Genomic DNA, 26841 nt, shown 5'->3' with positions numbered 1-26841 from the left:
CTTTTTATGCGTTGATTTAATGCTTCGGTAGAAAGTGGTAAGGCACAAATCCATGTTGATGTGTTGGCATTTTTAACTTCAATCATTCCCACAATGACGTTACAATCATTAATAATAGTAGTCATTTTTGTTCCCTTAAAATTACTGTCTTCAAAAGTCCATCCGAAAATATCTCCATAAAATATTTTGGATTCCTCTAAATTAGGAGTTATCAGGTCATGCCAAAGTTCTTGTGATTCTTCAGAACTGTTGGATTTGGCTTTTTCATTGAGTTGTAATGGTGAATTTGAAATTAAAGTAATCCACAGTAAAATTAGAAGATTATGTTTCATAATTTATGTTATAAATTTATGTAGTTAATGTTTAATAAATAAATTGCTTATCTTTATTGCTAGTACCCACAAGTTGTAATAATTCCATTTATTATCCCAGACTAATCCTGCTCCAATTTCCCATTTATTCGGCAAATGAAAGCCATATTCAAAGCCCAGTCTAGTTAGTGTAAGCGTCTGCTCGTTTGTAAACTCAAATCCGACACCTGCAATAAACATAAGATGTTTCCCTGGTTTATATATGGCTATAGGGACTGAAGATATAGGATACGATCTTTCTATTAATTCGCTGTCATCACTTTCAATAAAAAAGGACTCTAGAACTATATCGTTTTGTAATCCTAGTGCCCATTTATTAGAGAGCCAGTAGTCATAATTTAGTATCCATGAGGGCAGTGTTAACCATTCCGTTTTTCCATCAATTTTCCCTTCAGATAAGTGGGTATGACCAATACCAATAGTTAATCTACTAGAACCTTTTAAATCATTATGATGTTTTATTTCTTCGTAATCATGGTTACTTTGACCCCAAAGATTATTCATTGGGAAGAACACGAATAGAGCTATTATAACCAATAACCATATGCCTTTCATAAACTAGTCTAGCTTGCCGCTTTTTGCTTCGTCAACCATTTCATCATTGGCATAAATAGCGAGTTCAACACGTCTATTCTTTTCTCTATTGGCCTCATCATTTGGATACTTTGGCTGTGTCTCTCCATACCATTTCGTAGTTAATCTTGATGAACTAATACCTTGAGATATAAAATAGTTTGATACTGCTTTTGCTCGTTTTTCTGATAAGGCGTAATTATATTCCGCTGCACCTGAATCATCCGTATGACCTTCTATAAGTATATTGGTGTCAGGGTAACTTTTAAATACTTGGGCAGCAGCAGATAAATCTTTTAGGTAGCTACTACTTAACTCGGATGAATTTATTTTAAATGCCAAAGTAGAGTCAAAGGTCATATTAATACCCTCACCAACTCTATTAACCTCGGCAGTAGGTACAGCTTGGGTTAACTCTCTAGCTTGTGCATCCATCTTTTTTCCAATTAAATTCCCTGCAACTCCACCTACGGCCGCTCCTGCAAGAATACCCCAAACACTACCTTTGGACACCGCAGCTCCAAGTAAAGCACCACCAGCTGTTCCCGCGATAGTTCCCTGTTGTTGTTTATTCATATTTTGGATTGCACCACAACCAAAAAATAAGGTCATGGATAAACTTAAAACTATTAATTTTTTCATTATTTCTGGTTTTTATTGATTACATATTAAAGCTAAAAATAAATCCTTGTTCATGTCATTTAGTCCAAGGGATTTTGAAGTGTTTAAATCCTCACAAACAAGAACTTTTTCGTCTGCTGTCATTTTATTGCGCAGTTCTTGTGCTTTTTTAGTTCCATATTTAGTTTCTAACATTCGGAGCCTAGAATTTACCCGAGCAGTAGCCAGTTCAACATTGCTTGGATCTATACCCTTAGCTGTATCATAGCTAAGAAATGCCCTATTAAAATCTTTTATGGTTGAGTACATTGTACCTTCTTGAATTAAAATATTGATATTATTCGGATCTAATTGCTTCGCTTTATTAAGAAATTCTTGAGCGGAGCTAATATCATTTAATTGGCGTTCATACAATGCCGCTAATAGTCCATAATTTGATGCTCTCTGTGATATATTTTGATTATTTTCCGTTAGGGCAATAACTTGTTCTAACGAGGCTTTAGACCCTTCGAGATCTCCTGATTTATTCAGTGCTATTGCTTTTTGAAAGTGACCATTTAGACTCTTACCTTTGGTAATATCTAGCGCTTTGTCTGCTTCTGTTATCGCCTCGGAGTATTGTTCCAAGCCATTTAAAGCTTCAGCTTTACCAACAGCCGTTGCTTCTTTTGCGTCCTTTGTTTTACATTTCGACGAAAATGTGCCGAATAATTCTAGTGCTTCACTGTACATTTCTGAATGCAAGGCCGATTGCGCTGTTTCTAATGATGCTCTACATTTTTTACCCATAGTAAATGTTTGGGAAAAACTTAGACTACACATAATCGCTAGACCTAGGCTAAAACCGTATTTTAAAGTATTTAGCTTGTTTTTTTTGGTTGATTTACGGTACATTATATTAAATTTTATAATTAGATTCCTTATTAATTTTCATGTTTATTTCTTCATTAATAACATCCCATTTATTTTTGAGTTCTGATCCAATTTTTTCAGAAATTGTTCTAAGTTTCCTAAATTTAAAAGATAAAAAAGCACTTAGGACTCCAAGAGCTATAAAAGCAATTCCGATCCAAAAGACAACGGCTTTACCCGCAAGTTTAGGATTATTGATTAAAATGTAAGAAAAAGAAATACCAAGAAGCCCCATTAGTAGTATAATCCACCAATCTTTAATTCCGATCGATTTTAAATCAAAGGAACGGAACACGGCATATATGGAACGTGTTAATATAACTACAGCTACTAATATAGTCAGAACAATGAAGGTAATCTGAGGTCTTGCAATTAATATTATTGCAACAACAAGATTAATACAACTAAATATTAAGCTATCATCAGCAGTTATTTTATTTTTTTTATGAACTAAAACTACATAAAGTTCTATTACACTTGAAACAAGAATTGTATACCCAATTATCTTCGAAAGCCCTAAAAAACTATCTTCTGAGAAAAATGTACAATATATCCCAATAGCAAAAAAAATAAGTCCAAAGATTAAGGCAATGTACCATGTATCGGCTGCTTCTCGAATTAATTTAAGATTTTTCATTGATAAGGTTAGCTTTTGTTTTGATTTAATTTGTGAGATTAAGTTGACTTAGGGGGAGAGTATTACAAGTTATATAATTCTGAAATAAAAAGAAAATCATTTGTACTAAAATTTAAAAATACTTCATAAAGTTCCTTATTTGATTTATATCAGAAAGCTTTAAAATGATGTGACAGCATTTTACCTAACATACATTTTATAGACTGTATATTGTAAACTTTTTTAAAGGGGCATTCTTCAGAATTTCTTTACCACTAAGAAAAAACCAAAAAATAATAATGATTACCAATGCAAACCAAAAATGAATTTGTAACATAAACAAAATACTTAATTACACAGGTATTAAATAAGCAATAACGGTTTACATTAAATTATAAACAATCATATAAGGATCAAATAGTTACAGATACGATTCCTTTCATTTAAAATAAAAAGCTTCCTAAATAGTGATGATTTCTATGGTAATGGGTTTGACTTAGCCAATAAAGCAGCACCCAAAATACCTGCATTGTTTTGATGTGCTGCTGGTGTAACAGGGGTGTTTATTTTTATTTCATCTTTAAAATCATCAAACTTTTTACTTGCTCCGCCACCAATAATGATGTGATCAGGAGAGAATAATTTTTCAATTAAACGGAGGAATTTATTTACGCGTTTCCCCCATTCTGTATACGAAAGATGATTTCTTTTTCTTACAGAGTTAGCTGCATACTGTTCTATACGTTTATATTTTTTATATGGAATTGAACCTAATTCAAAATTTGGAATTAAATCACCATTGTAAAATGCGCCTGAACCAATTCCAGTACCAAGGGTTATCATAAATACTAAACCTTTCTTTCCTTTACCTGTTCCAAAAGACATTGTTGCTAATCCTGCTGCATCCGCGTCATTGGCAACATTAAATTCTAATCCAGTATATTTTTTAAATAGTTCCTCGACATTAACTCCTCTCCAGCTTTTGTGAATATTTGAACTGGTGTGTGCAACCCCATGAGTTACCAGAGCAGGAAACCCACAACCTACTTTGCCTTTCCAATTAAAATGCTCAACCAACTGTTTTACAGTATTAGCAACATCTGCAGGTTTAGCTCCTTCAGGTGTAGGAATGCGGTGGCGTTCGGTTAAAAGTTCTCCAGTGTCAATATTAACAATAGCTCCTTTAATTCCTGAGCCACCTATATCAATGCCGAGTAATTCCATTTATTTTGAATCGCGTTTTTCTTTAAACTTAAATTAATGTGATAAATATACTTAAAAAGTCATCAAATCATTGTGCTTTCATTTTACGATGATTTATTTTATTCTGTTGTCATATCTAAATATTCAACTGATCGCGCATTTTCGGATTATTTATATAGAATTTTGGCTATTCCTTTAATTTACGACAGTCTAAATTGGAAAAGGTTCAGCTTAGAGAGGATTATGCCAAGTATATAGATATTGTGGATGGTATTGATTTTGTACTTGGGAAGAAAAATGATATCATGACTGTTCAGGAACGGTTTCTAGTAAAACAGTATCAAACATTCAATGATTTCACCATCAGATATCAAAGGTATTTGAATAATATCGTTGATCGCTTTGAATCTGAGAACTATATAAAAAGCTCATTATTTTACTTATAGTATAATCGACAGCTCTAAATATGCGAAAAAAAAGATTCAATTTTTATAAAGTATGCTATCGTAGATTTTAAAAAGGTATATGATAAAATTGATACAAATAAAATTCGTAAAGTCAATAATCAAGAGAATACCTCCAAAATAATTGATAACCGTTATATTGAATGTATTGTAAAATATAACATTGATGCTTCTTCGTCGTTCTTTCGAATTGATATTTAATTCTTAGTCAAACTTTTGGTGGATGAAATGCTTATTGCTCAAAAAGGCTGTTTATAATTCATTCGTTTTAGCATTTTTTTATTATCAAAAGGTTGTATTTTTAATAGCTCAATTTTGCTATGTCAACAGAAATGCATCTTATCAAATTCACCAAAAAAGGAATTTACTGTCCACAAGGCAAGTTCTATTTAGATCCTTGGTATCCTGTTGACTACGCAATAATTTCTCATGGACATGCAGATCATGCACGTTGGGGAATGAAACGTTATTTATGTATGGATGACTCAAAGGCAATTTTACAGCATCGCTTAGGTGCTGGCATTACGATTGAGAGTATGCCTTATGGAAAGGAACTAACAATAAATGAGGTCAAGGTAAGTTTTCATCCTGCCGGTCATGTTATTGGTTCAGCGCAAATAAGGTTAGAGCATAAGGGTTATGTGGTGGTTTTTACAGGGGATTATAAAACCCAACCTGATTTTTTAACAACACCTTTTGAATCTATAAAGTGTAACACATTTATTACTGAAAGTACTTTTGGCTTACCCATTTACAATTGGAAATCAGAAGAAGACTTACAAAGGGAGTTGCAATCCTGGGTAACAACAAATCAACAAAATGATAGAACCTCTGTTTTTCTGGGTTATTCGTTAGGTAAAGCACAACGTTTAATGTCTTTATTGAATGGCTGTGATGATATTTATGTGCATCGTTCTATTCATAATTTAAATAATGCTATTTCGGAATCAGGAATTAAATTGCCAGAAACTAAACTATGGTCCGCAGATTTAGATAAGAAAACACTTCAGAATAAAATTATTATTGCACCACCAGCAATATTAGGCTCTCGAATGCTAAAACGTTTACCAAATCCTGCAACTGCGATTTGTTCTGGATGGATGCAAATTAGAGGAAATAGACGTTGGCAAGCTGTCGATGCTGGTTTTGCTGTAAGTGATCATGCCGATTGGAATGGATTGATTGATGCCGTAAAATCATCAGAAGCAGAGCAAGTTTATGTAACGCATGGCTCTCAAGCCGTTTTTTCAAAGTATTTAGATGAAATTGGCATTAAAGCAGACGAGTTAGTCACCGAATATGGCGATGAGGCGCTTGCAAAAGCTGAAGCAGAAACCGATAAAGTTACTGCCGAATGAAGTTGTTTTCAAAACTAATCAGTGCTATAGAAATCACCAACAAGACGAATGCTAAAATTGAAGCTTTGGTCAATTATTTTAAAATTGCGCCCGATAAAGATAAGCTTTGGCTTATTGCTTTATTCACGGGAAAGCGACCAGCACGTCCAGTAAAAACCTCCCTAATGCGCGAATGGTGTATGGAAATTACCAAATTACCAGAGTGGTTATTCTTAGAAAGTTATAGTACTGTTGGTGATTTAGGAGAAACCATAGCACTCTTATTACCAACACCGACGCATAGACTCGATTTGACATTACACGAATGGATGACCCGACTGAAAGTTTTAAAGTCAAAATCTGAAGAACACAAAAAAGCCTTTGTTCTTGAGGCTTGGTCTGGACTAGACCAACAAGAACGATTGATTTTTAATAAGTTAATTGGTGGTAGTTTCCGGATTGGTGTGTCCAAAAAAACCTTAGTTAATGCCTTGGCAAAATTGACCAATATTGACACCAATCAATTGATGCACAGCATCATTGGTAATTGGGATGTTGATTCTATAACCTTTGAAGAACTCATCCATGGAAAGCACATCAACTATGATAATTCTAAACCGTATCCATTTTGTTTGGCTTATGCCTTAGAAAAGGAATTATCAGAATTAGGAGAACCAAATGATTGGATTGTCGAGCAAAAATGGGACGGTATTCGCGGGCAAATTGTAAAACGTAATAATGAAATTTACATCTGGTCAAGAGGTGAAGAATTGGTCACCAAACAATTCCCAGAATTGGTAGAAGCCATGCAGAATTTTAATGATGATTTTGTTATCGATGGGGAAATACTGGCAATGAAAGACAATGATGTATTACTTTTCAACGATTTGCAAAAACGGCTAAATCGAAAGAATGTGACTAAGAAACTTTTAGAAGAAGTTCCTGTTGGGTTTAAGGCTTACGATATTTTAGAGTACAATGGTAGTGATATTCGAGATGTGGCGTTTATTGAACGTCGTGAACAGTTAGGGTCTTTATTCAACTCAGTGCCTTTATCAGAGCATATTAAATTGTCTTTTCTGGTAGATTTTAAAAAATGGAATGACCTCCATACCATCAGAGATAATTCAAGAGTTATCAATAGTGAAGGCTTAATGCTAAAGCTGAAGCAATCGCCATATCATACAGGTCGTAAAAAAGGGGATTGGTGGAAATGGAAGGTCGATCCATTAACCATAGATGCTGTGATGATTTATGCCCAAAAGGGCAGTGGAAGACGTAGTTCTAAGTATACAGATTATACGTTCGCCGTTAAAAAAGATGATGCTTTAGTAACCGTTGCAAAAGCCTATTCCGGTCTAACAGACAAAGAAATTACAGAGATTTCTCAATGGGTTAATAAAAATGCTATAGAGCGATTTGGTCCTGTAAGAACGGTTAAGCCAGAACTTGTTTTTGAAATTGCTTTTGAAGGTATTGCGTTAAGCAACCGTCATAAATCAGGAGTCGCCTTACGTTTTCCACGTATTGCGAGATGGCGTAAGGATAAACCTGTGGATGAAATAGATACTATAGACACTGTAAAACAACTTATAACCGCACCTTGAGTCAGTTCAGAGAAAGCGAAGGCCTACATATAATTAATAATTGGATGGCAGAAAAAGGTCAGGCACCTTTTCCGTTTCAATTGCAAACATGGCAACGCTATGCTAATGGTTATTCGGGTATGGTGGTTGCACCAACTGGATTTGGAAAAACCTTTTCTGTTTTTTTAGGTGTAATTATTGATTATTTGAATCATCCCGATAAGTATCCAAAAGGCTTAAAATTGCTCTGGATTAGTCCATTACGCTCTTTGGCTAAAGACTTAGCTAAGGCCATGACAGCAGCTGTGGATGATATTGGTCTAGACTGGTCCGTGCAGGTAAGAAATGGCGATACGCCAACTTCTGTAAGGCGAAAACAAGAACGCTTAATGCCAGATGTATTGTTGACGACACCAGAAACAATGCATCTCTTGTTCTCTCAAAAAAAGAACTCAAGATGGTTCAAAGGCGTCAAATGTGTTGCCATTGATGAATGGCATGAGCTTATAGGAAATAAACGTGGTGTACTTACAGAATTGGCTATTGCACAATTAAGATACTACTCGCCAAAGCTAAAAATCTGGGGAATCACAGCCACTATAGGTAATCTTGAAGAAGCAAAGCATGTGCTATTACCGTACCCAGATTTAAAAGTGACTCAGGTTACAGCCAAACATAAAAAGAAAATAGACATAATTTCGGTCCTACCAGATGACATTGAGGTATTACCATGGGCGGGTCATTTGGGAGCCATTATGGTAGATAAAATTTTGCCGATTATAGCATCTAATACCACTACGTTAATATTTACGAATACGAGAGGTCAAGCAGAGTTGTGGTATCAGCTTTTATTGAATGCAAGTCCAGACTTGGCAGGACTTTTAGCCATTCATCATGGCTCTATAGATAAGAAACTGAGAAACTGGATTGAAGATAATATCGCTTCAGGGTATTTAAAAGCCGTGGTTTGTACGTCTTCCTTAGATTTAGGTGTGGATTTTAAGCCTGTTGATTGTGTGATTCAGATTGGTTCTGTTAAAGGTGTCGCACGCTTTATGCAACGTGCTGGCCGCAGTGGCCATTCACCATTTGAGCGTTCAAAGATTTATTTTATTCCAACACATTCCTTGGAGTTGGTGGAAGTTTCAGCCTTGAAAGAAGCTGTGAAAGAAAAGCAGGTAGAATCTCGTGACCCAATGGTATTAACCTTTGATGTTTTGGTCCAATTTATGGTGACCTTAGCGGTCGGTGAGGGCTTTGTTTCAAACGAACTATTTCTGCGCATTCAGCAAATTCATGCTTTTCAATATCTCAGAGAAGATGATTGGCAGTGGTGCTTACACTTCATTACAAAAGGCGGAAAGACTTTAAATTCTTATGAAGAATTCCATAAGGTCATTTTGGATGAGGATGGATTGTACAAAGTAAAAAGTCGTCGCATTAGCATGTTGCATCGCATGAATATTGGTGCTATTGTTAGTGAAGTAAACATGATGGTCAAGTACATGTCTGGTGGCTATATTGGGATGATTGAGGAGTTCTTTATTTCGAAATTAAAACCAGGTGACCGTTTTATTTTGGCTGGTCGAATATTAGAATTGGTACAAATTAAGGATATGACCGTTTTAGTGCGAAGAAGTAAGGCTAAGAAAGCTGTTTCACCAAGTTGGTTAGGTGGACGCTTACCTTTAACATCCCATTTAAGTCATTATCTAAGGTTAAAATTATCAGACGCCTTACAGCCTGGACGTTTAGAGAAAGAACTTCGTTTTTTAAATCCCTTGGTATCTCGACAAGACCGTCATTCGCACATACCAAAAGCCAATGAGTTTTTAGTGGAGTTAATCGAAACTAAAGATGGTTACCATTTATTTATGTATCCTTTTGAAGGACGCTTGGTACATGAGGTATTTTCGGCATTGATGGCATATCGCATTAGTAAAGTAAAACAATTAACGTTCACTATAGCCATGAATGACTATGGTTTTGAATTATTGAGTGATCAGCCTATTCCAGTGGATGAATCAAATATTGAAGCCTTGTTAAGTAAAGATAATTTAATGGATGATGTAATTGCCAGTATAAATGCTTCTGAAATGGCATCCCGAAAGTTTAGAGATATTGCGGTTATTGCCGGTTTGGTGGTACAGGCCCAACCAGGAACACGAAAGAATAATAAAAGTCTGCAGTCTTCTTCAGGACTTATTTTTAGGGTCTTAGAGGACTATGAGAAAGATAATTTATTGTTACGACAAGCCTATACAGAGGTGTTTAATCAACAGTTGGAAGAGGCAAGATTACAGCAGGCTTTTGTGCGTATTTCAAAGAGCAAGATTGTTATGAAATATGCAAAGTCTTTTACACCTTTGAGCTTTCCATTGAAGGTGGATAGCTTACGAGGTACCATGAGTAATGAAAGTTTAGATAAACGTATTCAACGTATTAAAGAGCAGGCATTTAAGATTGACTAATTGACGATTATAACTGAGCATATCACCATTAATAATGAAGAATTAGTCCTTACTAATCAACGTGCGTTGTATTGGCAACGCCTGGACGCTTTGATATTGTCGGACATCCATATCGGGAAAACAGCCCATTTTAGAAAACATGGTATTCCGATGCCAGATGATGTGTTACAAAACGATCTAGAACGACTAAAAAAGCTCATTCATCAATTTAGTGTAAAAACACTTTTAATTGTTGGTGATTTATTTCATGCGGAGCGAAATAGTGATATGGTTACTTTTAAAGATTGGCTTACTCAATTCCCAAATTTAAAGTTAATATTAATAAAAGGTAATCATGATCGGCAGTCTCAGGCTTTAATGGAAGATTTAAATATTGAGGTTGTAAAACAACTACATATAGAACCTTTTGTATTTCTTCATAATCCTTTGGAAAATAGTCAGAGCCAATTTACGATATCAGGTCATAGGCATCCAGGTGTGTTGATACAAGGTAAAGGGAAACAGAAGATTAAGTTACCATGCTATCAAATCACTGATGATTACATGATTTTACCTGCTTTTAGTTTGTTCACAGGATTAAATACAAGCGATATGTCAGATGCATCTATCTATTATGCGTTTACAGATAAATCAATATTTCGACTTTAGCAATCTTGCATTTCATCGAATAATTAATGCATTTTAACGATATTATAAAAATCTTTCATATGTTTGATGTCCCAAATTGATAGTTGCAGATTTAATCTGTAGCTTTAAAGTACTTAACCAATGAAAAACCTACTTAATTTTGCGTCCTACGCATGTGCATTACTCATTAGTATTTCTTGTACCACGCAACCCATTGATTCTGTTCAGTTAGATCTACTCAATCAAGAAGCGTTAAATGATTCTTGTGAAGACGAAGATCCCATTACAAGAGTGGTAAATAATGGTACCGTAACGTTTGCTTTTAAAGTTATTGATGATCAAGGTAACGTATTAGTTGATATTCCAAATATTCCAGCAAGTTCAACAACGTCTTGGGTAAGTTTTACTCAAGGTGAGGTCCTTTTTTCTCTAGATAGTGATCAAACGTTGGTCAATGACGACAAGGTTGTTTTACAAATGGGAACTTGTATGGCCTATGATATTGAAATTGATGCAAACAATCAGATTGTTTCTTATACGCCCATTACGCTTTAGAACAGATTAATATTATTTTGGAATTATTTAAATCTGTGGTAAAAAATAGATAAAGATTTCCTCCGTCTTTGATTTTAAGTTTTTTACGAATATCACCCACAGAAATGGGGAAGTTGCGTGTTGTGACATTAGCCTTTGTAATCTTTTCTTTAGCAAAGGCCTTCTTATTAAAAGCAATATTTTTTTGAATCTTGAACTGTCTTCCTGGAAAATCTATAAATTTTCCAGAAGTATATAAATGGGAATGTTTATGAAGTTTAGCAATACCTAAAGCCCTACTAACAGTCGCAAATGCACCAGCTTTTAAAATTGCTACATTAGGTTCATACAAATAGGTAAGAGGAAGACTATATTCTGCATTAATTTCTGTTTCATCGACAAACTTATAATCAAACTCCTGATTTCCAGTTTTAGTAACGTTTACTGTTTTTATTCTGAACTCGGCTTTGTAATCACGTTCTAAAATCCAAAGTAATTCTTTAACTTCATTATTAACTGCAATGACGTGTAATTCCTTAACGTAATCTAGGGCGTTCCGTGTAGCTTTAATATCTAGCAATGGAGACGTTTTAATCATCACATTATTGGCATATTTTAAAAATAAGCTTTGAAATGTTTTGATATTGGGCGTACAATCTGAGAGTAAAAACACTTTCTTTTTATGATCATCACGACGCGAAGGATCAATATAAATCCAATCGAATTGTATGTCAATTCGCTTTAAAGCATCCGTTCCACTTTCATTTAAACATTGAATATTCAGTAAATCAAGTGCCTTAAAATTATGCCGAACAATAGAGGATAAGGAATCATTTATTTCACAATGAATCACTTGAGCAATCTTTTTTGCAAAGTAATAACTATCTACACCAAATCCACCAGTCAGATCAATGATGCTACTTCCAGAAACTAATTTAGCTTTATATTCAGCAGTTTGTTCGGAAGAGGTTTGTTCAATATTAAGTTTATTTGGGTAATAGATATTAGACGTTTTAAACCAGGTGGGTAGTTTTTTCTCAGAACGCTTTTTAGCTTCAATCTGTGCTATAACCTCTTTTGAAGAAACCTCTTTAAATGGTATCCCCTTTAATAATAGACGTGATACATCAGTCTTGAGATTTGAGTTTATAAACTCTTGAATTTGTGTATTTAAAATAGCTTTATTCAAATTAAAACTATAGTCCCTTGGTGAGTTTGCTTACAATCTTATATTCGGACAAAAATTCTTTTAAAATAACTTTAATCGCAGTGTAAGCAGGAACAGCCACAATCATTCCGACAATACCAAACAATATCCCAGCGATTATAATGATTAAGAAAATCTCTAGTGGATGTGATTTTACACTTTTGGAGAATATAATTGGTTGACTAAAGAAATTGTCTATCAACTGGGCAATTATAAAGCCTATCATGACATAGCTTGTTTTAGGTAGGATTACTTCGCTGAAACTTTCCCCAAGATTGCTAGACATACTAAGCAGTAACATAAGGAAACCACTCACTAATGGACCTACATAAGGCACTAAGTTAAGCAGGGCGCATAAAAAAGCAATAACCACAGCATTATCAATTCCAAAAATTAAAAGGACTATGGTATAAATGACAAATAATATTAATATCTGAAAGATGAGTCCAACAAAATAGCGCGATAATAGGTCTTTGATTTTATTCCATGAGCGTTTAGAGCGCATTTCATTACCCTCTGGTACAATAGCAATAATTCCATTTTCAAAAAGCTGGCTGTCTTTCAAAAAGAAAAATGAAATAAACAGTACGGAAAACAATCCAACACTAAAACTGCCCAAGCCATTAATAACACCATTAAAAAAATTAGGTATTAGTGAAAAATCTAGTTTAGATAATAGATTAGAGTCTTTAATGGACTGTTCTACATCTATATTGTTAAATTCAAAGTAGTCATTAACCTGTAGATATAGTTTATTAATATTGTCTTCTAGCTGCTCAAAATCTAATAGGGCAAGATTCTTTCCTTGGTCTGAAATTAAAGGAATGAACATACCTATTAATCCAATGAGTAGACCAATAAATAGAACCATTGTCACGACGACAGCAAAGGTGTTATTAAACTTTAATTTACGCCTTAAAAATAGGATTATAGGTCTTCCAATAAGAGAAATTACAGCAGCAACCGTAATGTAAATGATTATGGATTGTATTTTGTAAAGAAAAAATAAAACCAAAGCAATGGCAGCTATTATGCCTAAAGCTCTTAAAATACCATTAGCTATGATTTTTGAATTCATACTTCAAATATGCTGATTTTAATTTATTGAGGCAAATAAAGCTAAAAGTTGATTGGTGATTTCGTACAGTGCAATACTGGTGGCTTGTACCACATTCATACTGCTATTATTTCCAAACATATTGATGTGAACTACCGTGTCACATTCATGAAGTACAGTATCAGAAATACCAAAATTTTCATCCCCAAGGAGAAGCACAATTTTCTCTTTTGAGGTGAGCCTGAATTCATTTAGAGGAGTGCTATTATCAGTTATTTCCAATCCAATAATGAAGTGATGTTCTTTTTTTAAATGTTCAATAACCTCATTAATGCTTGATTCTACACGGTATTTCACATACTTATCTGAAGATCGTGACGTTTTTGTCATCCGTTTTCCTATTGGGTTAGTGTCTCCACAGAAAATTAGTTCCTCTACACCAAATGCATCTGCAATTCGAAATATACTGCCAATATTAGGAGCATTATTAATATTATCGCAAACAATAGTTATTGGGTGTTGCTTTTTTTTAAATTGAGATGTGTAATGAGTGAGCTGCAAGGTTTTCTTTAATGTGTAAAAGCATATTTTACAATATTAGCTCCCATTTTTAAGGCTTTGTCACGGACATCCTCGGGATCATTATGTACCTCCTCATCTTCCCAGCCATCACCAAGATCACTTTCAAATGTAAAGAGTAGCACTAAACGACCTTCATGAAAAATTCCAAATGCTTGTGGCGCCTTACCATCATGTTCATGCACTTTTGGGAGTCCCTTTGGAAATTCAAACGCTGAATTAAAAATTTCATGATCACTAGGAATTGCTCTCAATTCCTTATTAGGAAATACCTTTTTGAGTTCTTTTGTGATATAGGGTTCCATACCATAATTATCATCGATATGTAAAAACCCTCCTGAAATTAAATGCAGTCTTAAATTTTCTGCATCCTCATCACTAAAAAAAACATTACCATGCCCTGTCATGTGCAGAAAAGGATATTGAAAAATATCAGTACTGCCAACTTCAACAGTTTCTATGGTCTCATTAATATTTGTATCAATATTGTCGTTGCAAAATTTTATGAGATTAGGTAATGCAGTTGGATTACTGTACCAATCACCACCACCTTTATACTTCAAAACAGCAACATCTTGGGAATACACATTAAGACTTATAAATACAAGGATTAAAAAGTTTATCGTTCTCATATTTTATTCATTGATTAAAGCAACTGAATGGCAAGCGGCAATGGCTGCAGTTTCTGTCCTTAATCGGTTTTTACCCAAAGTTACAGGAATAAAATGAGCGTCCAAAGCCATTGTAATTTCTTTAACGCTAAAATCACCTTCTGGGCCTATTAAGATTAAAGTTGATGAGTTAGTATTAACTTGAGATTTAAGAGACTTTCGATCGGTTTCTTCGCAATGGGCAATAAACTTATCACCGTCTATATTTTGAGCTATGAGATCTTTAAAGGATACTACGGGATTAAGCTTAGGTAGGTAGCATTGTAATGATTGTTTCATGGCGGATTGAATGATTTTTTCAAAACGCTCTTGTTTTATAACCTTTCGCTCGCTATTATCACAAATAATTGGTGTGATCTCATCTATACCAATTTCTGTTACTTTCTCTAAGAACCATTCAAAACGATCATTCATTTTTGTTGGTGCTACTGCTAAATGAAGTTTATAATCGCGCGGCTCTTTTCTTGAAATATTAGAAAGCGTAACCGTACAATGCTTAAGATCTGCAAGAATTAATTCTGCTTCAAATAACCAACCTTTACCATTAGTAATGTGAATAATATCTCCAACCTTCTTTCTTAGTACTTTTACAATATGACGACTTTCTTCTTTATCAAAACTAAATTCTTTGTCGTTGTTAGAGATATTGGGATTAAAAAATAATTGCATTATTTGGTGACTTCTGTGTATTTTAAAACGGTAATTTCTTTAATTGGCTTCGCGTCGTGTGTCTTTAATACTACGTAATGCCATTTTTGATCTGTAATGTCTAAAGTGAAAATATCATTAGTGTCATGACTTTTAATGGCTTCTTCAAAATCAAGATGCATTTTACCTTCTGGAAACCAACCTAAATCACCACCGCGCTTAGCGCCTGAGTTCATTGAATGTAATTTAGCCAAGGCCTCAAACGTGTAACCTTGTTTAAATTGTGAGACAATTTTAGTACGCTTAGCGTTGATTTCTGACTCACTCATTTTACGACCATCAAAGAAGATATAACTTACTCTTTGGTGTACTACATTTTCTTTATCTATAACCTTACAGTAAGTCTTTTTATCCTCTGATTTCACAACTTTTTTCCCGCCCTTAGATAATTTAAACAACTCATCAGCAAGACGAGTTCTGTGTTTCTCCCTATTAAAGGTAACCAGCTTACCCTTGTTGGTTTTTTTATGTGTTTTAGCAAATGTTTTGGCTTCTTCTTTGGTACTAACTGAGTCAAGTTCTTTTTCTAAAGCTTTTTGCGAAAAACAAAGTAGTGGGCAAAACAATAATATAATTAGTAATTGTTTCATTTTTGGTGAGATTGATTCTTTAACAAAACAACTAAATTTTAAATTGTATTTAAAGCCTAATGCTTTCTGTTATCAACAGATGTTTTAACAATTTAAATCTTTAGCCTAGCGGTAGCCATAACATCAAAATCTGAAAAATCTTTCTTTAAGTATTTCAAATATCCAACAATAGCAATCATTGCTGCGTTATCTGTTGTGTATTCAAATTTTGGGATATAAGTGGTCCATCCATGTTTACTTTCTGCATCTTTTAAAGCTTTTCTAATCCCTGAGTTCGCAGAAACTCCTCCACCAATAGCAATATGATTAATACCAGTTTCTTTAACAGCTAATTTTAGCTTATCCATTAAGATCCCAATGATGGTGTATTGAATGGATGCACAAATATCATTTAGATGCTCTTCTATAAAATTGGGATTGGCTTTTGTTTCACGTTGCACAAAATATAGGATGGCTGTTTTTAAACCCGAAAAACTAAAATTTAAGCCCTCAACTTTAGGTTTTGTAAATTTATAGGCCTTAGGATTTCCCAATTGCGCGCGCTTATCAATTTCAGGACCTGCAGGATATCCCAAACCAAGAACCTTACCACTCTTATCGAAGGCTTCGCCAACAGCATCATCAATGGTCTCACCAATGACTTTCATATCAAAGTAGTCATTAACCTTAACAATTTGAGTATGTCCACCAGAAATGGTCATGGCTAAAAAAGGGAATAGTGGCTTTTTATGATCTTTTTCATCAATAAAGTGAGCAAGAATATGCGCTTGCATGTGGTTAATATCGATTAATGGTATGTTTAATCCATATGCCAAAGATTTAGCAAAAGATGTACCTACAAGTAATGAACCCATTAAACCAGGTCCTCGTGTAAAAGCAATAGCATCGAGATCGTCTTTTTGAATTCCTGCTTTCGCAATGGCCTGATGAACTACAGGAACAATATTTTGCTGATGAGCTCGAGATGCCAATTCGGGTACTACTCCTCCATACTCAGTATGGATTTTTTGGTCGGCCACAATATTACTTAAAATCTGGTCATTACACAGTATAGCCGCAGACGTATCGTCGCAGGAAGATTCAATTCCGAGGATGTAAATATTTTCTTTTTTCATTAACCAAAATGGGCACAATAATTGTTAATTTTACAAGTGATAGTCTAAAGCAACACTTAGTAACGTATAGTATGTACAAAGGTAGTGAAGATTTTATCAATTCGTAATCAGATAATTTATCAAAAGAGTACTCAAAATAATAGGGAAAATAGCAGGTATAATTCTGTTGCTTTTTCTTATTGTGTTTTTAATATTGGGTATTCCTGCCGTTCAAACTAGTTTAGGTAAATATGCTACCAAAAAGTTAAATGAGGATTTTAAGACCGACGTTAATATTGGTAAAGTAGGTCTGCAACTCAACGGTGATATTGAAATCAAGGAAATTTTAATTAGAGATCATAAAAAAGACACCCTTATTGCCATTGGTGAATTAAACAGTTCAATCATTAGCTTTAAAAATCTTTACAATAGCAAACTCAACTTTGGTGATATTGATATTCAAAAATTAGTTTTTAATCTTAAGACATATCAAGGAGAAGAGGATACTAATCTTGATGTATTTGTTGATAAATTTGAAGATGACAATCCCAGACAAGGTCAAAGCGACTTCTTGCTATCTTCAAGTGATGTTTCGATTGAAGACGGAATTTTTCGCTTGTTAGATGAGAATCTAGAATCACCTGAGGCTTTTGAGCTTAGTAACTTAACAGCAAATACCACTAATTTCTTAATAAACGGTCCTAATGTAAGTTCTCGCATTAATAAGTTCAGTTTTGTAGATAGTAGAGGAATTAGAGTTGAAAATTTAATGGCCAACTTTGTCTACACTTTAGATCATATGAACTTTGGTGACTTAAATATAAAAACTAAGAAGTCTGAATTAAAGGGAGATTTAAGATTTGATTACAAACGACAGGACCTAAAGTATTTTACGGATAAGGTTAATGTTACTGCGAGCTTTAGAGATTCTGAAATTTCCTTAACAGAACTTAATGTGTTTTTCGATGAGTTTGGAACCAATCAAAGAACAAGTTTTAATGCAGATTTCTCAGGGACATTAAATCATCTCATAGCAGAAAATCTTAATGTAAGTACCACTCGTAATACTAGAATTATTGGTGATATTACTTTTAAGAATTTATTTAAAAAAGAAGACGATAGTTTTGAGCTTGATGCAAAGTTTCAAAATTTAGCGTCAAATTATAATGATCTCACAGCATTACTGCCGCGCATTTTAGGTAATGCAATCCCAACTATACTCGATAAAGTTGGTAACTTTAGGATTAATGGAACCTCACACATTACAGCTAAGCGCATTGATGCTAATATTAATATTAACACAGATTTAGGGACCTTAAGGTCAGATCTTGAGCTAACCGAAATTGATGATATAGACAATGCAAATTATTTAGGTAATGTCATTTTTGAAGAGTTTGATATTGGGAAATTAATCGATGATCCAAAAGCCCAATTTGTATCTGCCAATGTAGATGTTGATGGTAAGGGCTTCACCTTAGACAACCTTCGAACTGATATTAAGGGGGATGTTTTTAGCTTAGTTTACAACGGTTATACCTACCAAGGAATTCAGCTTTCCGGAGATTTAGGAAATAAAATATTTAATGGAGAACTAAAAGCAGATGATCCTAATTTACAATTAGACTTTAACGGATTAATAGATTTCACAGAAGAAAAAAAGAAATTTGATTTTAAAGCTAATGTAGCTTATGCCAATTTACGCGTGCTCAACTTTGTGACAAGAGATAGTGTGTCTGAATTTAAGGGTTTAATTATTACGACGGCCACAGGATCTACTTACGATAAAGCAAGTGGTACAGTAAATATTAAAAATACCATTTACAAAAATCAAGATGGTCGTTATCGCTTCGAAGATTTTGATATTGTGTCATCATTTAGAGGTGAAGAACGCACGATCTCGGTTAATTCACCGGATATTATAACTGGAAATATAAAAGGAAAATTTAGAGCAAATGATATTCTGGATTTGATAGAAAATTCTGTAGGCAGTATTTACACCAATTATGTTCCGCATGAGGTTGATGAAGGGCAATACATTGATTTTAAGTTTAATATCTATTCTAAAATTGCATCCGTATTTTATAAAGACTTAACATTAGGAAAGCATACGTTTGTTGAAGGTAGAATTGAGACTGATGAAAAAGGATTTGAACTCACATTTAATTCTCCTGAAATTAAGTTTCAAAACTATTTTGCCAATGATATTAATCTTAGTGTAGATAATAGCAACCCTCTGTACAACACTTTTATTGAAATTGATAGTTTGAGTGCTGGAATTTATGATGCTTCAGACTTTAGACTCATTAATATCACCAGACGTGATACCCTTCTTATAAAGACTAATTTTAGAGGCGGTGAAAACAATCAAGACGTTTTTGATCTTAACTTATTTTACACCATGGACAAAACTAACAAGTCTGTATTTGGTTTCAAAAAGTCCGATATTTTATTTAAGGGTTATGAGTGGTTTATTAATTCTAAGAAGAATACTTTCAATAAAGTTCGCTTTGATAAGAATTTTGATGCTTTTGATATATTTCCAATATCAATTAATCAAGGTGATGAAGAGATTGAGATATCTGGTATTATTAATGGTGAAACAAATAAGAACTTACGTGTAGATTTTAAAGATATAGAACTAGTTAAAATCACACCACGAATTGATAGTTTAGCCTTAAACGGAATCGTTAATGGTAGGATAGATATCAATCAGAGTAATGGCGTGTATTTACCAAAATCAAATATTGAAGTCAGTAATCTTTTTGTCAATGATTATGATTTGGGTAACCTAAATGCCAAGGTAGAGGGTAATAACTCAATAACAGATTATAGAGTTGATGTTTCACTCATAAATGATAACCTGAGGTCTTTTATAGCAAAAGGCTCTATTGATTTTGCAGATAAAAATCCGACAATAAATTTGGATGTTGCTTTCGACGAGTTCTTAATCAATCCTCTAAACCCACTAGGTGAGGGCGTAATCAGTAATATAAGAGGTCAGGTTTCTGGTAATGCACGAGTCACAGGTAATCTTCGAAAACCGAGTATTGATGGAGAATTATTACTCGATCGAGCAGGTCTTTCTATTCCATATCTCAATGTAGATTATGGATTTGATTTTGACTCTAAAGTATCATTGCGCAATCAGCAATTTATTTTTAATAATGTTGCGATGACGGATTCTAAATACTTTTCTCAAGGGTACCTCAACGGATTTATTGAGCACAATAATTTTTCGGATTGGAAATTAGGATTAGATTTAACAACAGACAGGTTACTAGTTTTAAATACAGAAGAATCTGAAGATGAATTGTATTATGGAACTGGCTTTGTTTCAGGAAATGCAACAATAAAAGGCCCAACCGATCAACTTGTTATAGATGTAGAAGGTAGTACAGCAACAGGTACAATTTTTAATATTCCATTAAATGATTCTGAAAGTTTTGGTGATAATTCCTTCATACATTTTTTAACCCCAGAGGAGAAAAAAGCGAGAATCAGCGGAGAAATTGTTGAAACTATAGAAGTTAAAGGCCTGATCTTGGATTTTGATTTAAATGTTACAGAAGATGCGATTATAGAAATAGTAATTGATAAAGATTCTGGGAGTACGATAAAGGGTAAAGGTGCTGGAGGACTAAATTTCTTAATAAATACTAATGGTACTTTTAATATGTGGGGAGATTTTGTTGTCTACGAAGGGGTTTACAATTTTAGATATAGAGGATTAGTTGAAAAACGTTTTAATGTAGAGCGTGGAGGTAGTATCGTTTGGGAAGGCGACCCTTTAAAAGCGCAATTAAATATTAAAGCTATATATGCAAGTAAAGCTAACCCTTCAGTTTTATTAGATAACCCTATTAATCAAACTATTCCTGTTGAGGTTGAGATACATCTCACTGGTCCGTTAGAGCAGCCAGATCCTCAATTTGATTTCAGATTTCCTACAGTAAATTCTACGGTGAAATCTGAGCTAGATTATAGATTATCATCAAAGGACGAACGCGATAACCAAGCATTAATATTTTTGGCAACTGGTGGTTTTGCAAATGGTGTCAGTGGTCTTGATTTTAATGGTAATATTGCTGAGCGATTAAGTGGAATAGTAAATAATTTACTCGGAGGTGATAATGAAGATTTACAAGTAGGTATTGATGTTGAAATAGGGCAAAACACACCCGACTTGCAGACTAACAATCGGGTAGGTGTTACTTTACAAACTAAAATCTCTGATAAAATATTAGTTAATGGTAATTTTGGTGTTCCTTTTGGTAGTGCGGCACAAACAACCATTACTGGTGATGTCCAAATAGATTGGTTACTCAATGATGAAGGTACCTTGAGGGCTAAGGTGTTTAACAGAGAGAATACGATTAGAAATTTTGGCGAAGAAATAGGATACACTCAAGGTATCGGTTTATCCTACAATGTAGAATTTGATACTTTTAAAGAACTTCTTGATATTATTTTTTCAGGAAAAAATAGAAAGGATAAAGTAGAAGAAAAAGCCAAAAATACAGTGGAAGAAACTGACGATGACATGATGCCAGAATACATGTCTATGAAGAGAAAAAAGAAAAAAACTAAGTCTTGAAAATCTGGTATTTGCACATTTTTTAAATTAGTTATTAACGAAAACGTTTGAATTAGTTTTCGTTATTTTTTTTTGCCAACTTCACTACATAATTCTTTGTTTTGTTTACTAATTTTACTAGACAGAATAATATTTAATGCTAGATACTATAAAGAAAATAGGTGTTTTGACCTCAGGAGGGGACTCACCAGGAATGAATGCGGCAGTTAGATCTGTAGTTCGTGCTTGTGCATTTCATAACATAGAATGTATAGGTATTTATAGAGGTTATGAAGGTATGATTGATGGTGATTTTATTGCTATGGATGCGCGCAGTGTAAAAGGAATAATCAACAAAGGAGGAACTATTTTAAAATCAGCACGATCTAAAGACTTTAGAACTGTTGAGGGTAGAGCCAAAGCTCATCAAGAATTAAAAAAGGCCGGTATAGACGCTTTCGTGGTGATTGGTGGTGATGGTAGTTTTACTGGTGCTATGATATTTAATCAAGAATTCAACTTTCCAGTAATGGGAATTCCGGGGACTATCGATAATGATATATATGGTACAACACATACACTAGGTTATGATACTGCTCTAAATACTGTAGTAGATGCAATTGATAAGATTAGAGATACGGCCAGTTCTCATAACAGATTGTTTTTTGTTGAGGTTATGGGACGCGATGTTGGTCACATTGCTCTAAATGCCGGCATTGCTGGTGGAGCAGAAGAGATTTTAATACCTGAGGAAGATTTAGGTTTGGACAGGTTGGTAGAGTCTTTACGACGGAGTAAGAAGTCAGGTAAATCTTCAAGTATTGTAGTAGTTGCTGAAGGAGATAAGATTGGTAAAAGTGTATTTGAGCTTAAAGATTTTGTAGACCAAAATATGGAAGGCTATGACGTGAGAGTTTCTGTTTTAGGCCACATGCAGCGTGGTGGTTCTCCATCTTGTTTTGATAGAGTTCTTGCGAGTAGAATGGGTGTAAAGGCTGTAGAGAGTCTTATTGGAGGTAAGAGCAATTTCATGGTAGGTCTTAAAAATGACGTTATTGATTTAACTCCTTTTGATCAAGCGGTAAAAGGAAAATCAAAAATAAATATGGAACTACTTAGAGTTTCAGATATAATGACAACATAAAATAATTAATAGTAGAACAAAAGATATGTCAAACTTAAAATTAGGAATAAACGGATTCGGAAGAATAGGAAGGATAGTTTTTAGAGCAACAGTCAAGAGAGACGATGTAGATGTGGTTGCAATTAACGATTTATTAGATGTTGAGCACTTAGCTTACTTATTAAAATATGATTCAGTTCATGGTAACTTTGATGGAACTGTTCAAGTCAAGGATGGTCATTTAGTTGTGGATGGTAAAACAGTGAGAGTAACGGCTGAGCGTGATCCTAAAAACTTAAAATGGGATGAAGTTGGTGCAGATGTAGTAGCAGAATGTACAGGTATTTTTACAACACTTGAAACAGCAGATTATCATATCCAAGCCGGTGCTAAAAAGGTAGTTATCTCAGCACCGAGTAAAGATGCACCAATGTTTGTGATGGGTGTTAATGACAGTGAATTAACTGCCGACCATACCATTGTTTCGAACGCGTCATGTACAACTAACTGTCTTGCGCCAATGGCAAAAATTATTGAAGATAATTTTGGTATAGAAGAAGCTTTAATGACCACAGTTCATGCCAGTACTGCAACACAATTGACTGTTGATGGTCCAGCTCGCAAAAACTACAGATTAGGGCGCTCTGCCATTTTAAATATCATTCCATCTACTACTGGTGCAGCTAAAGCTGTTGGTAAAGTAATACCTGAATTAGATGGAAAATTAACAGGTATGGCTTTTAGAGTTCCAACAGCAGACGTTTCAGTTGTTGATTTAACGGTTAAGACTAAAAAGGATACATCCTTAGATGAAATTAAGGCCGCCTTTAAAAAAGCGTCAGAAGAAAGTATGCCAGGTGTTGTTGGGTACACTGATGATGCTGTTGTATCACAAGATTTTGTCAGTGATGTGCGCACTAGTATTTTTGATGCAGATTCTTGTATAGAATTAAATTCTAAATTCTTTAAGCTAGTTTCTTGGTACGATAATGAGTTTGGTTACTCAAATAAATTGGTTGATTTAGCTCAAAAGGTAAATCGCTTATAATCATAAAATATAAATTGAAAATTCCGCAATGTAAAAGGCCTTGCGGAATTTCATTATTTTAAAGTATATGATTTTAATTACTGATGGTGGTTCTACTAAATGTGACTGGATTGCGATTGATGAAAATGGTAATCAAGCTGCTGATAAAATAAGAACCAAGGGTTTAAATCCGGCTATTATAGAAGAAAAGAAACTTCGAAAAACTATCAGAAAAAATCTAGAGCTCATGGCTCTTGTTCCAGAGGTTACCCATATATTTTTTTATGGGGCAGGTTGTGGAACAGAAAAACCGCGCTTACTCTTAAAGACGGTTTTAGAAGATTATTTTCCACAATCAATAGTTGAGGTAAGAGAAGACACCTACGCTGCAGCAAGAGCGTGTATTAACACTAATGATGAGGCTGCTGTAGTTTGCATTATGGGAACAGGATCTAATTGTAGTTACTTCGATGGAAGGCAATTGCATCAGCGTGTAGACAGCTTGGGTTATACCTTAATGGATGATGCTAGTGGTAATTATTATGGAAAGCAACTGATTAGAGATTATTATTTTAATAAAATGCCAGAAACCATAAGATTGGCTTTTGAGCATAAGCACAACTTAGATTCGGATTTTATAAAATTTAATTTATACAAACAGGCCAATCCAAGTGCATACCTTGCAGATCACGCTGAATTTATGTTTCTAAATAAAGATTCAGAATATATTCTTAATTTAATTAAGAAAGGAATACGCTTATTTACTGAAAATATGATTCTTCAGTTTAAAGAAGAAATAGATCAAGGTGTACCAGTACATTTCGCTGGGTCAATTGCATATTTTGCTCAAACTGAAATTTTTGAGGTTGCGGAAGAATACGGATTTATAGTCGGTAATTTTGTGAGACGACCAATAGAAGGATTGGTTGGATATCATATCAAAAATTTGAATTGATAATAAGCTGTTAATAATTCTCAAAAAGGTTATTGTTTAACTTATAAATTGGTTATATCTTTGTCGTATAATTAAAAAAAGAAACGTAATTATGTTCGAATTTGATCAATATTTAGGGTTTTTAGCTTTCTTAACCATTTTAACTATAGGATTTTGGTTAATGATTTTCCTATTGACGTTTGTAATACCTTACTGGGTTTTTGGTTCAGCGTTTGAGCGTTTCAAAGAAATAAGAGAAGAAAGGAAAGCAAAACAGTAAGAATTTTGCCATCAGAATATTAAGGAACACCAATGGGTGTTCCTTTTTTTTTGCTTAGATTTTACTAGTTTTTAGAATAAAATACGTTTCGAATTAATCTTAAAGTGGAAGGTTTAGCTTTAATTGGTTAATTTAACGTCAAAATTATAGTATGCGTTTAATCCAACTTCTGATCTGTCTTTTAACATTTTCATTATATAGCCAACACATATTACCAGAGCGCCAACGCGCTCATGTAATAGATGAAATTTTAAAAGATAAATTCAACAACCTACTCCCTAAACTAATGGATGACACAGGTTTTGATATGTGGATTCTTATATCAAGAGAATATAATGAAGATCCAGTATTAAAAACGATGTTGCCTGCCACCTGGTTAAATGCAAGACGAAGAACTATTTTAGTATTCTATAGAGATAAAGCAAAAAATACTATTGAAAAGCTGGCTGTTGCACGATACAATTTTGGAGAAAATATAGTATCTGTTTGGGACAAAGAAAAAGAACCTAATCAATGGAAACGTCTTATTGAGATTATTGAAGAGCGCAATCCTAAGTCAATAGGTCTAAATTATTCAGAGTATTTTAATATTTGTGATGGTATTGTTAAAACCGATTATGAGGCTTTTATGGATAATCTTCCTAAAGTCTATGAAGACAGAGTGCAATCTGCAGAAAAATTGGCAATAGGATGGATAGAAACACGCACAGCAACTGAAATGATTATATATAATCAATTAGTCAATATAACACATGATATTATTGCAGAGGCTTTTTCTGAAAAGGTAATCACTCCAGGAATAACAACCACAACAGATGTGGAGTGGTGGATGCGTGACAAAGTAACTGGGTTAGGTTTAGAAACATGGTTCCATCCAACGGTCGACGTGCAACGTACAGCAGAAGAGTCAAGTAATCATTTGTATACTTTTTCAAATAGACCTGAAAATATGGTAATCTTACCTGGTGATTTATTGCATTGTGATGTTGGAATTACCTATTTACGTCTTAATACAGATTGTCAAGAATTGGCTTATGTATTAAAGCCCAATGAAACAGAACCTCCAATATTTCTTCAAGATGCCTTAAAGGCAGGTAATAGAGTTCAGGATATTTTTACTAATAATTTTGAAACAGGTAAATCTGGGAATGCTGTTTTAAAAGCATCTTTAGAACAAGGAAAGGCCGAAGGGTATAGACCTGTAATATATACGCATCCACTTGGATTGTATGGTCATTCATCTGGTACGACACTGGGAATGTGGGATGCTCAAGATGGTGTACCTGCTACTGGTGATTATCCTTTGCATGAGAATACGGTTTATGCCATTGAATTAAACACCACAGTAACTATTCCAGAATGGAAGCGCGATATACGTATCATGCTAGAAGAAGCTGGTTTTTGGGGAGCGGATGGCTTTAGATATGTTAATGGACGTCAGACCAAATTACTAACGCTACCGAGGGTACAAAATCACAAAGGAAACTAAACCTGTAAGACTCCTAAATTAAATGGTTTTTCGATTGGTGCATGATTTGCAGCCTCAATACCCATACTTATCCATGTTCTCGTGTCTAACGGATCTATGATGCCATCTGTCCATAAGCGAGCTGCTGAATAATACGGAGAAACTTGGTTATCGTATTTCGATTTTATTTTATTGAATAATTTCTCTTCCTTTTC

Annotated in this window: 25 protein-coding genes; 11 read left to right on the top strand and 14 right to left on the bottom strand. The window is 34.1% G+C overall.

Annotation, left to right across the window (positions count from 1 at the left end; all coding sequences use genetic code 11):
* The 6 genes from HRU49_RS09050 to ppgK form a co-directional block, all read right to left on the bottom strand.
* A partial coding sequence (locus HRU49_RS09050) for a hypothetical protein (RefSeq protein WP_296356355.1) occupies positions 1 to 332 on the bottom strand: 332 nt, incomplete at its 3' end.
* Positions 333 to 356: 24 nt separating this feature from the next.
* Positions 357 to 926, bottom strand: a complete 570-nt coding sequence (locus HRU49_RS09045) for a hypothetical protein (RefSeq protein WP_296356354.1) — start codon at positions 924 to 926, stop codon at positions 357 to 359.
* Between the two features lie 3 nt (positions 927 to 929).
* Complete coding sequence (locus HRU49_RS09040) at positions 930 to 1586, bottom strand: OmpA family protein (protein WP_296356353.1); 657 nt, start codon at positions 1584 to 1586, stop codon at positions 930 to 932.
* Positions 1587 to 1598: 12 nt separating this feature from the next.
* A complete protein-coding gene (locus HRU49_RS09035) occupies positions 1599 to 2354 on the bottom strand; it encodes a hypothetical protein (RefSeq protein WP_296356350.1) in 756 nt (251 codons plus the stop codon).
* A gap of 109 nt (positions 2355 to 2463) precedes the next feature.
* Positions 2464 to 3114: a DUF308 domain-containing protein gene (locus tag HRU49_RS09030; protein ID WP_296356348.1), complete on the bottom strand. Its 651-nt coding sequence runs from the start codon at positions 3112 to 3114 to the stop codon at positions 2464 to 2466.
* Between the two features lie 456 nt (positions 3115 to 3570).
* The gene (ppgK, locus tag HRU49_RS09025) at positions 3571 to 4317 is read right to left on the bottom strand and encodes a polyphosphate--glucose phosphotransferase (protein ID WP_296356346.1); all 747 of its coding nucleotides are present in this window, start codon (positions 4315 to 4317) and stop codon (positions 3571 to 3573) included.
* Positions 4318 to 4511: 194 nt separating this feature from the next.
* Between ppgK and HRU49_RS09020 the strand changes: the two genes are divergently transcribed.
* The 6 genes from HRU49_RS09020 to HRU49_RS08995 all read left to right on the top strand — a co-directional run bounded on the left by HRU49_RS09020 (position 4512) and on the right by HRU49_RS08995 (position 11336).
* Positions 4512 to 4742, top strand: coding sequence for a hypothetical protein (locus tag HRU49_RS09020; protein WP_296356344.1), 231 nt, complete (start codon positions 4512 to 4514; stop codon positions 4740 to 4742).
* A 350-nt stretch (positions 4743 to 5092) separates the two neighbouring features.
* Complete coding sequence (locus tag HRU49_RS09015; RefSeq protein ID WP_296356357.1) at positions 5093 to 6118, top strand: ligase-associated DNA damage response exonuclease; 1026 nt, start codon at positions 5093 to 5095, stop codon at positions 6116 to 6118.
* Positions 6115 to 7704, top strand: a complete 1590-nt coding sequence (locus HRU49_RS09010; protein WP_296356341.1) for an ATP-dependent DNA ligase — start codon at positions 6115 to 6117, stop codon at positions 7702 to 7704. The genes HRU49_RS09015 and HRU49_RS09010 overlap by 4 nt, the downstream gene beginning before the upstream one ends.
* Entirely contained in the window at positions 7701 to 10154 is a 2454-nt protein-coding gene (locus HRU49_RS09005) for a ligase-associated DNA damage response DEXH box helicase (RefSeq protein WP_296356339.1), read from the top strand. Before HRU49_RS09010 ends, HRU49_RS09005 begins: the two co-directional genes overlap by 4 nt.
* Positions 10155 to 10802, top strand: coding sequence for a ligase-associated DNA damage response endonuclease PdeM (gene pdeM, locus HRU49_RS09000; protein ID WP_296356337.1), 648 nt, complete (start codon positions 10155 to 10157; stop codon positions 10800 to 10802).
* A gap of 120 nt (positions 10803 to 10922) precedes the next feature.
* Positions 10923 to 11336: a hypothetical protein gene (locus HRU49_RS08995; RefSeq protein ID WP_296356335.1), complete on the top strand. Its 414-nt coding sequence runs from the start codon at positions 10923 to 10925 to the stop codon at positions 11334 to 11336.
* Here the strand turns inward: HRU49_RS08995 and HRU49_RS08990 are convergent.
* The 7 genes from HRU49_RS08990 to tsaD all read right to left on the bottom strand — a co-directional run bounded on the left by HRU49_RS08990 (position 11326) and on the right by tsaD (position 17242).
* Positions 11326 to 12504, bottom strand: a complete 1179-nt coding sequence (locus HRU49_RS08990; protein ID WP_296356333.1) for a class I SAM-dependent methyltransferase — start codon at positions 12502 to 12504, stop codon at positions 11326 to 11328. The genes HRU49_RS08995 and HRU49_RS08990 overlap by 11 nt on opposite strands.
* 7 nt (positions 12505 to 12511) lie before the next feature.
* Positions 12512 to 13600: an AI-2E family transporter gene (locus HRU49_RS08985; protein ID WP_296356331.1), complete on the bottom strand. Its 1089-nt coding sequence runs from the start codon at positions 13598 to 13600 to the stop codon at positions 12512 to 12514.
* Positions 13601 to 13618: 18 nt separating this feature from the next.
* The gene (locus HRU49_RS08980; protein WP_296356329.1) at positions 13619 to 14140 is read right to left on the bottom strand and encodes a TrmH family RNA methyltransferase; all 522 of its coding nucleotides are present in this window, start codon (positions 14138 to 14140) and stop codon (positions 13619 to 13621) included.
* Positions 14141 to 14148: 8 nt separating this feature from the next.
* Entirely contained in the window at positions 14149 to 14790 is a 642-nt protein-coding gene (locus HRU49_RS08975; RefSeq protein ID WP_296356327.1) for a DUF4159 domain-containing protein, read from the bottom strand.
* 3 nt (positions 14791 to 14793) lie between these two features.
* On the bottom strand, positions 14794 to 15498 hold the full coding sequence (locus HRU49_RS08970) for a 16S rRNA (uracil(1498)-N(3))-methyltransferase (protein ID WP_296356324.1): 705 nt from the start codon (positions 15496 to 15498) through the stop codon (positions 14794 to 14796).
* Complete coding sequence (locus tag HRU49_RS08965) at positions 15498 to 16127, bottom strand: peptidylprolyl isomerase (RefSeq protein WP_296356322.1); 630 nt, start codon at positions 16125 to 16127, stop codon at positions 15498 to 15500. The genes HRU49_RS08970 and HRU49_RS08965 overlap by 1 nt, the downstream gene beginning before the upstream one ends.
* A gap of 92 nt (positions 16128 to 16219) precedes the next feature.
* Positions 16220 to 17242, bottom strand: coding sequence for a tRNA (adenosine(37)-N6)-threonylcarbamoyltransferase complex transferase subunit TsaD (tsaD, locus tag HRU49_RS08960; protein ID WP_296356320.1), 1023 nt, complete (start codon positions 17240 to 17242; stop codon positions 16220 to 16222).
* A gap of 181 nt (positions 17243 to 17423) precedes the next feature.
* Here tsaD and HRU49_RS08955 point away from each other — a divergent pair, with 181 nt between their 5' ends.
* The 5 genes from HRU49_RS08955 (at position 17424) to HRU49_RS08935 (ending at position 26647) form a co-directional block, all read left to right on the top strand.
* On the top strand, positions 17424 to 21815 hold the full coding sequence (locus HRU49_RS08955; protein ID WP_296356318.1) for a translocation/assembly module TamB domain-containing protein: 4392 nt from the start codon (positions 17424 to 17426) through the stop codon (positions 21813 to 21815).
* Positions 21816 to 21951: 136 nt separating this feature from the next.
* A complete protein-coding gene (gene pfkA / locus HRU49_RS08950) occupies positions 21952 to 22938 on the top strand; it encodes a 6-phosphofructokinase (RefSeq protein ID WP_296356316.1) in 987 nt (328 codons plus the stop codon).
* Between the two features lie 25 nt (positions 22939 to 22963).
* Positions 22964 to 23965, top strand: coding sequence for a type I glyceraldehyde-3-phosphate dehydrogenase (gene gap, locus HRU49_RS08945; RefSeq protein ID WP_296356313.1), 1002 nt, complete (start codon positions 22964 to 22966; stop codon positions 23963 to 23965).
* A gap of 67 nt (positions 23966 to 24032) precedes the next feature.
* Entirely contained in the window at positions 24033 to 24899 is an 867-nt protein-coding gene (locus HRU49_RS08940) for an N-acetylglucosamine kinase (RefSeq protein WP_296356311.1), read from the top strand.
* A 410-nt stretch (positions 24900 to 25309) separates the two neighbouring features.
* Complete coding sequence (locus HRU49_RS08935; protein ID WP_296356309.1) at positions 25310 to 26647, top strand: M24 family metallopeptidase; 1338 nt, start codon at positions 25310 to 25312, stop codon at positions 26645 to 26647.
* On the opposite strand, the gene HRU49_RS08930 is transcribed toward HRU49_RS08935, so the two are convergent.
* A partial coding sequence (locus HRU49_RS08930; RefSeq protein WP_363146561.1) for a carboxyl transferase domain-containing protein occupies positions 26644 to 26841 on the bottom strand: 198 nt, incomplete at its 5' end. The genes HRU49_RS08935 and HRU49_RS08930 overlap by 4 nt on opposite strands.

This window comes from Winogradskyella sp., from assembly GCF_013213975.1.
Taxonomy (GTDB): domain Bacteria; phylum Bacteroidota; class Bacteroidia; order Flavobacteriales; family Flavobacteriaceae; genus Winogradskyella.
Note: the sequence above shows the minus strand (reverse complement) of the source record. Positions and strands in the feature narration are given on the sequence as shown.

Excerpts from the sequence above, each read along its gene's own strand:
- HRU49_RS09040 (WP_296356353.1), bottom strand. The coding sequence starts at position 1,586 with ATGAAAAAATTAATAGTTTTAAGTTTATCCATGACCTTATTTTTTGGT.
- HRU49_RS09015 (WP_296356357.1), top strand. The coding sequence starts at position 5,093 with ATGCATCTTATCAAATTCACCAAAAAAGGAATTTACTGTCCACAAGGC.
- pfkA (WP_296356316.1), top strand. The coding sequence starts at position 21,952 with ATGCTAGATACTATAAAGAAAATAGGTGTTTTGACCTCAGGAGGGGAC.
- HRU49_RS08985 (WP_296356331.1), bottom strand. The coding sequence starts at position 13,600 with ATGAATTCAAAAATCATAGCTAATGGTATTTTAAGAGCTTTAGGCATA.
- HRU49_RS09030 (WP_296356348.1), bottom strand. The coding sequence starts at position 3,114 with ATGAAAAATCTTAAATTAATTCGAGAAGCAGCCGATACATGGTACATT.
- HRU49_RS08995 (WP_296356335.1), top strand. The coding sequence starts at position 10,923 with ATGAAAAACCTACTTAATTTTGCGTCCTACGCATGTGCATTACTCATT.
- tsaD (WP_296356320.1), bottom strand. The coding sequence starts at position 17,242 with ATGAAAAAAGAAAATATTTACATCCTCGGAATTGAATCTTCCTGCGAC.
- HRU49_RS08940 (WP_296356311.1), top strand. The coding sequence starts at position 24,033 with ATGATTTTAATTACTGATGGTGGTTCTACTAAATGTGACTGGATTGCG.
- HRU49_RS08935 (WP_296356309.1), top strand. The coding sequence starts at position 25,310 with ATGCGTTTAATCCAACTTCTGATCTGTCTTTTAACATTTTCATTATAT.
- HRU49_RS09045 (WP_296356354.1), bottom strand. The coding sequence starts at position 926 with ATGAAAGGCATATGGTTATTGGTTATAATAGCTCTATTCGTGTTCTTC.
- gap (WP_296356313.1), top strand. The coding sequence starts at position 22,964 with ATGTCAAACTTAAAATTAGGAATAAACGGATTCGGAAGAATAGGAAGG.
- HRU49_RS08965 (WP_296356322.1), bottom strand. The coding sequence starts at position 16,127 with ATGAAACAATTACTAATTATATTATTGTTTTGCCCACTACTTTGTTTT.
- HRU49_RS08975 (WP_296356327.1), bottom strand. The coding sequence starts at position 14,790 with ATGAGAACGATAAACTTTTTAATCCTTGTATTTATAAGTCTTAATGTG.
- HRU49_RS09010 (WP_296356341.1), top strand. The coding sequence starts at position 6,115 with ATGAAGTTGTTTTCAAAACTAATCAGTGCTATAGAAATCACCAACAAG.
- HRU49_RS09035 (WP_296356350.1), bottom strand. The coding sequence starts at position 2,354 with ATGGGTAAAAAATGTAGAGCATCATTAGAAACAGCGCAATCGGCCTTG.
- HRU49_RS08970 (WP_296356324.1), bottom strand. The coding sequence starts at position 15,498 with ATGCAATTATTTTTTAATCCCAATATCTCTAACAACGACAAAGAATTT.
- ppgK (WP_296356346.1), bottom strand. The coding sequence starts at position 4,317 with ATGGAATTACTCGGCATTGATATAGGTGGCTCAGGAATTAAAGGAGCT.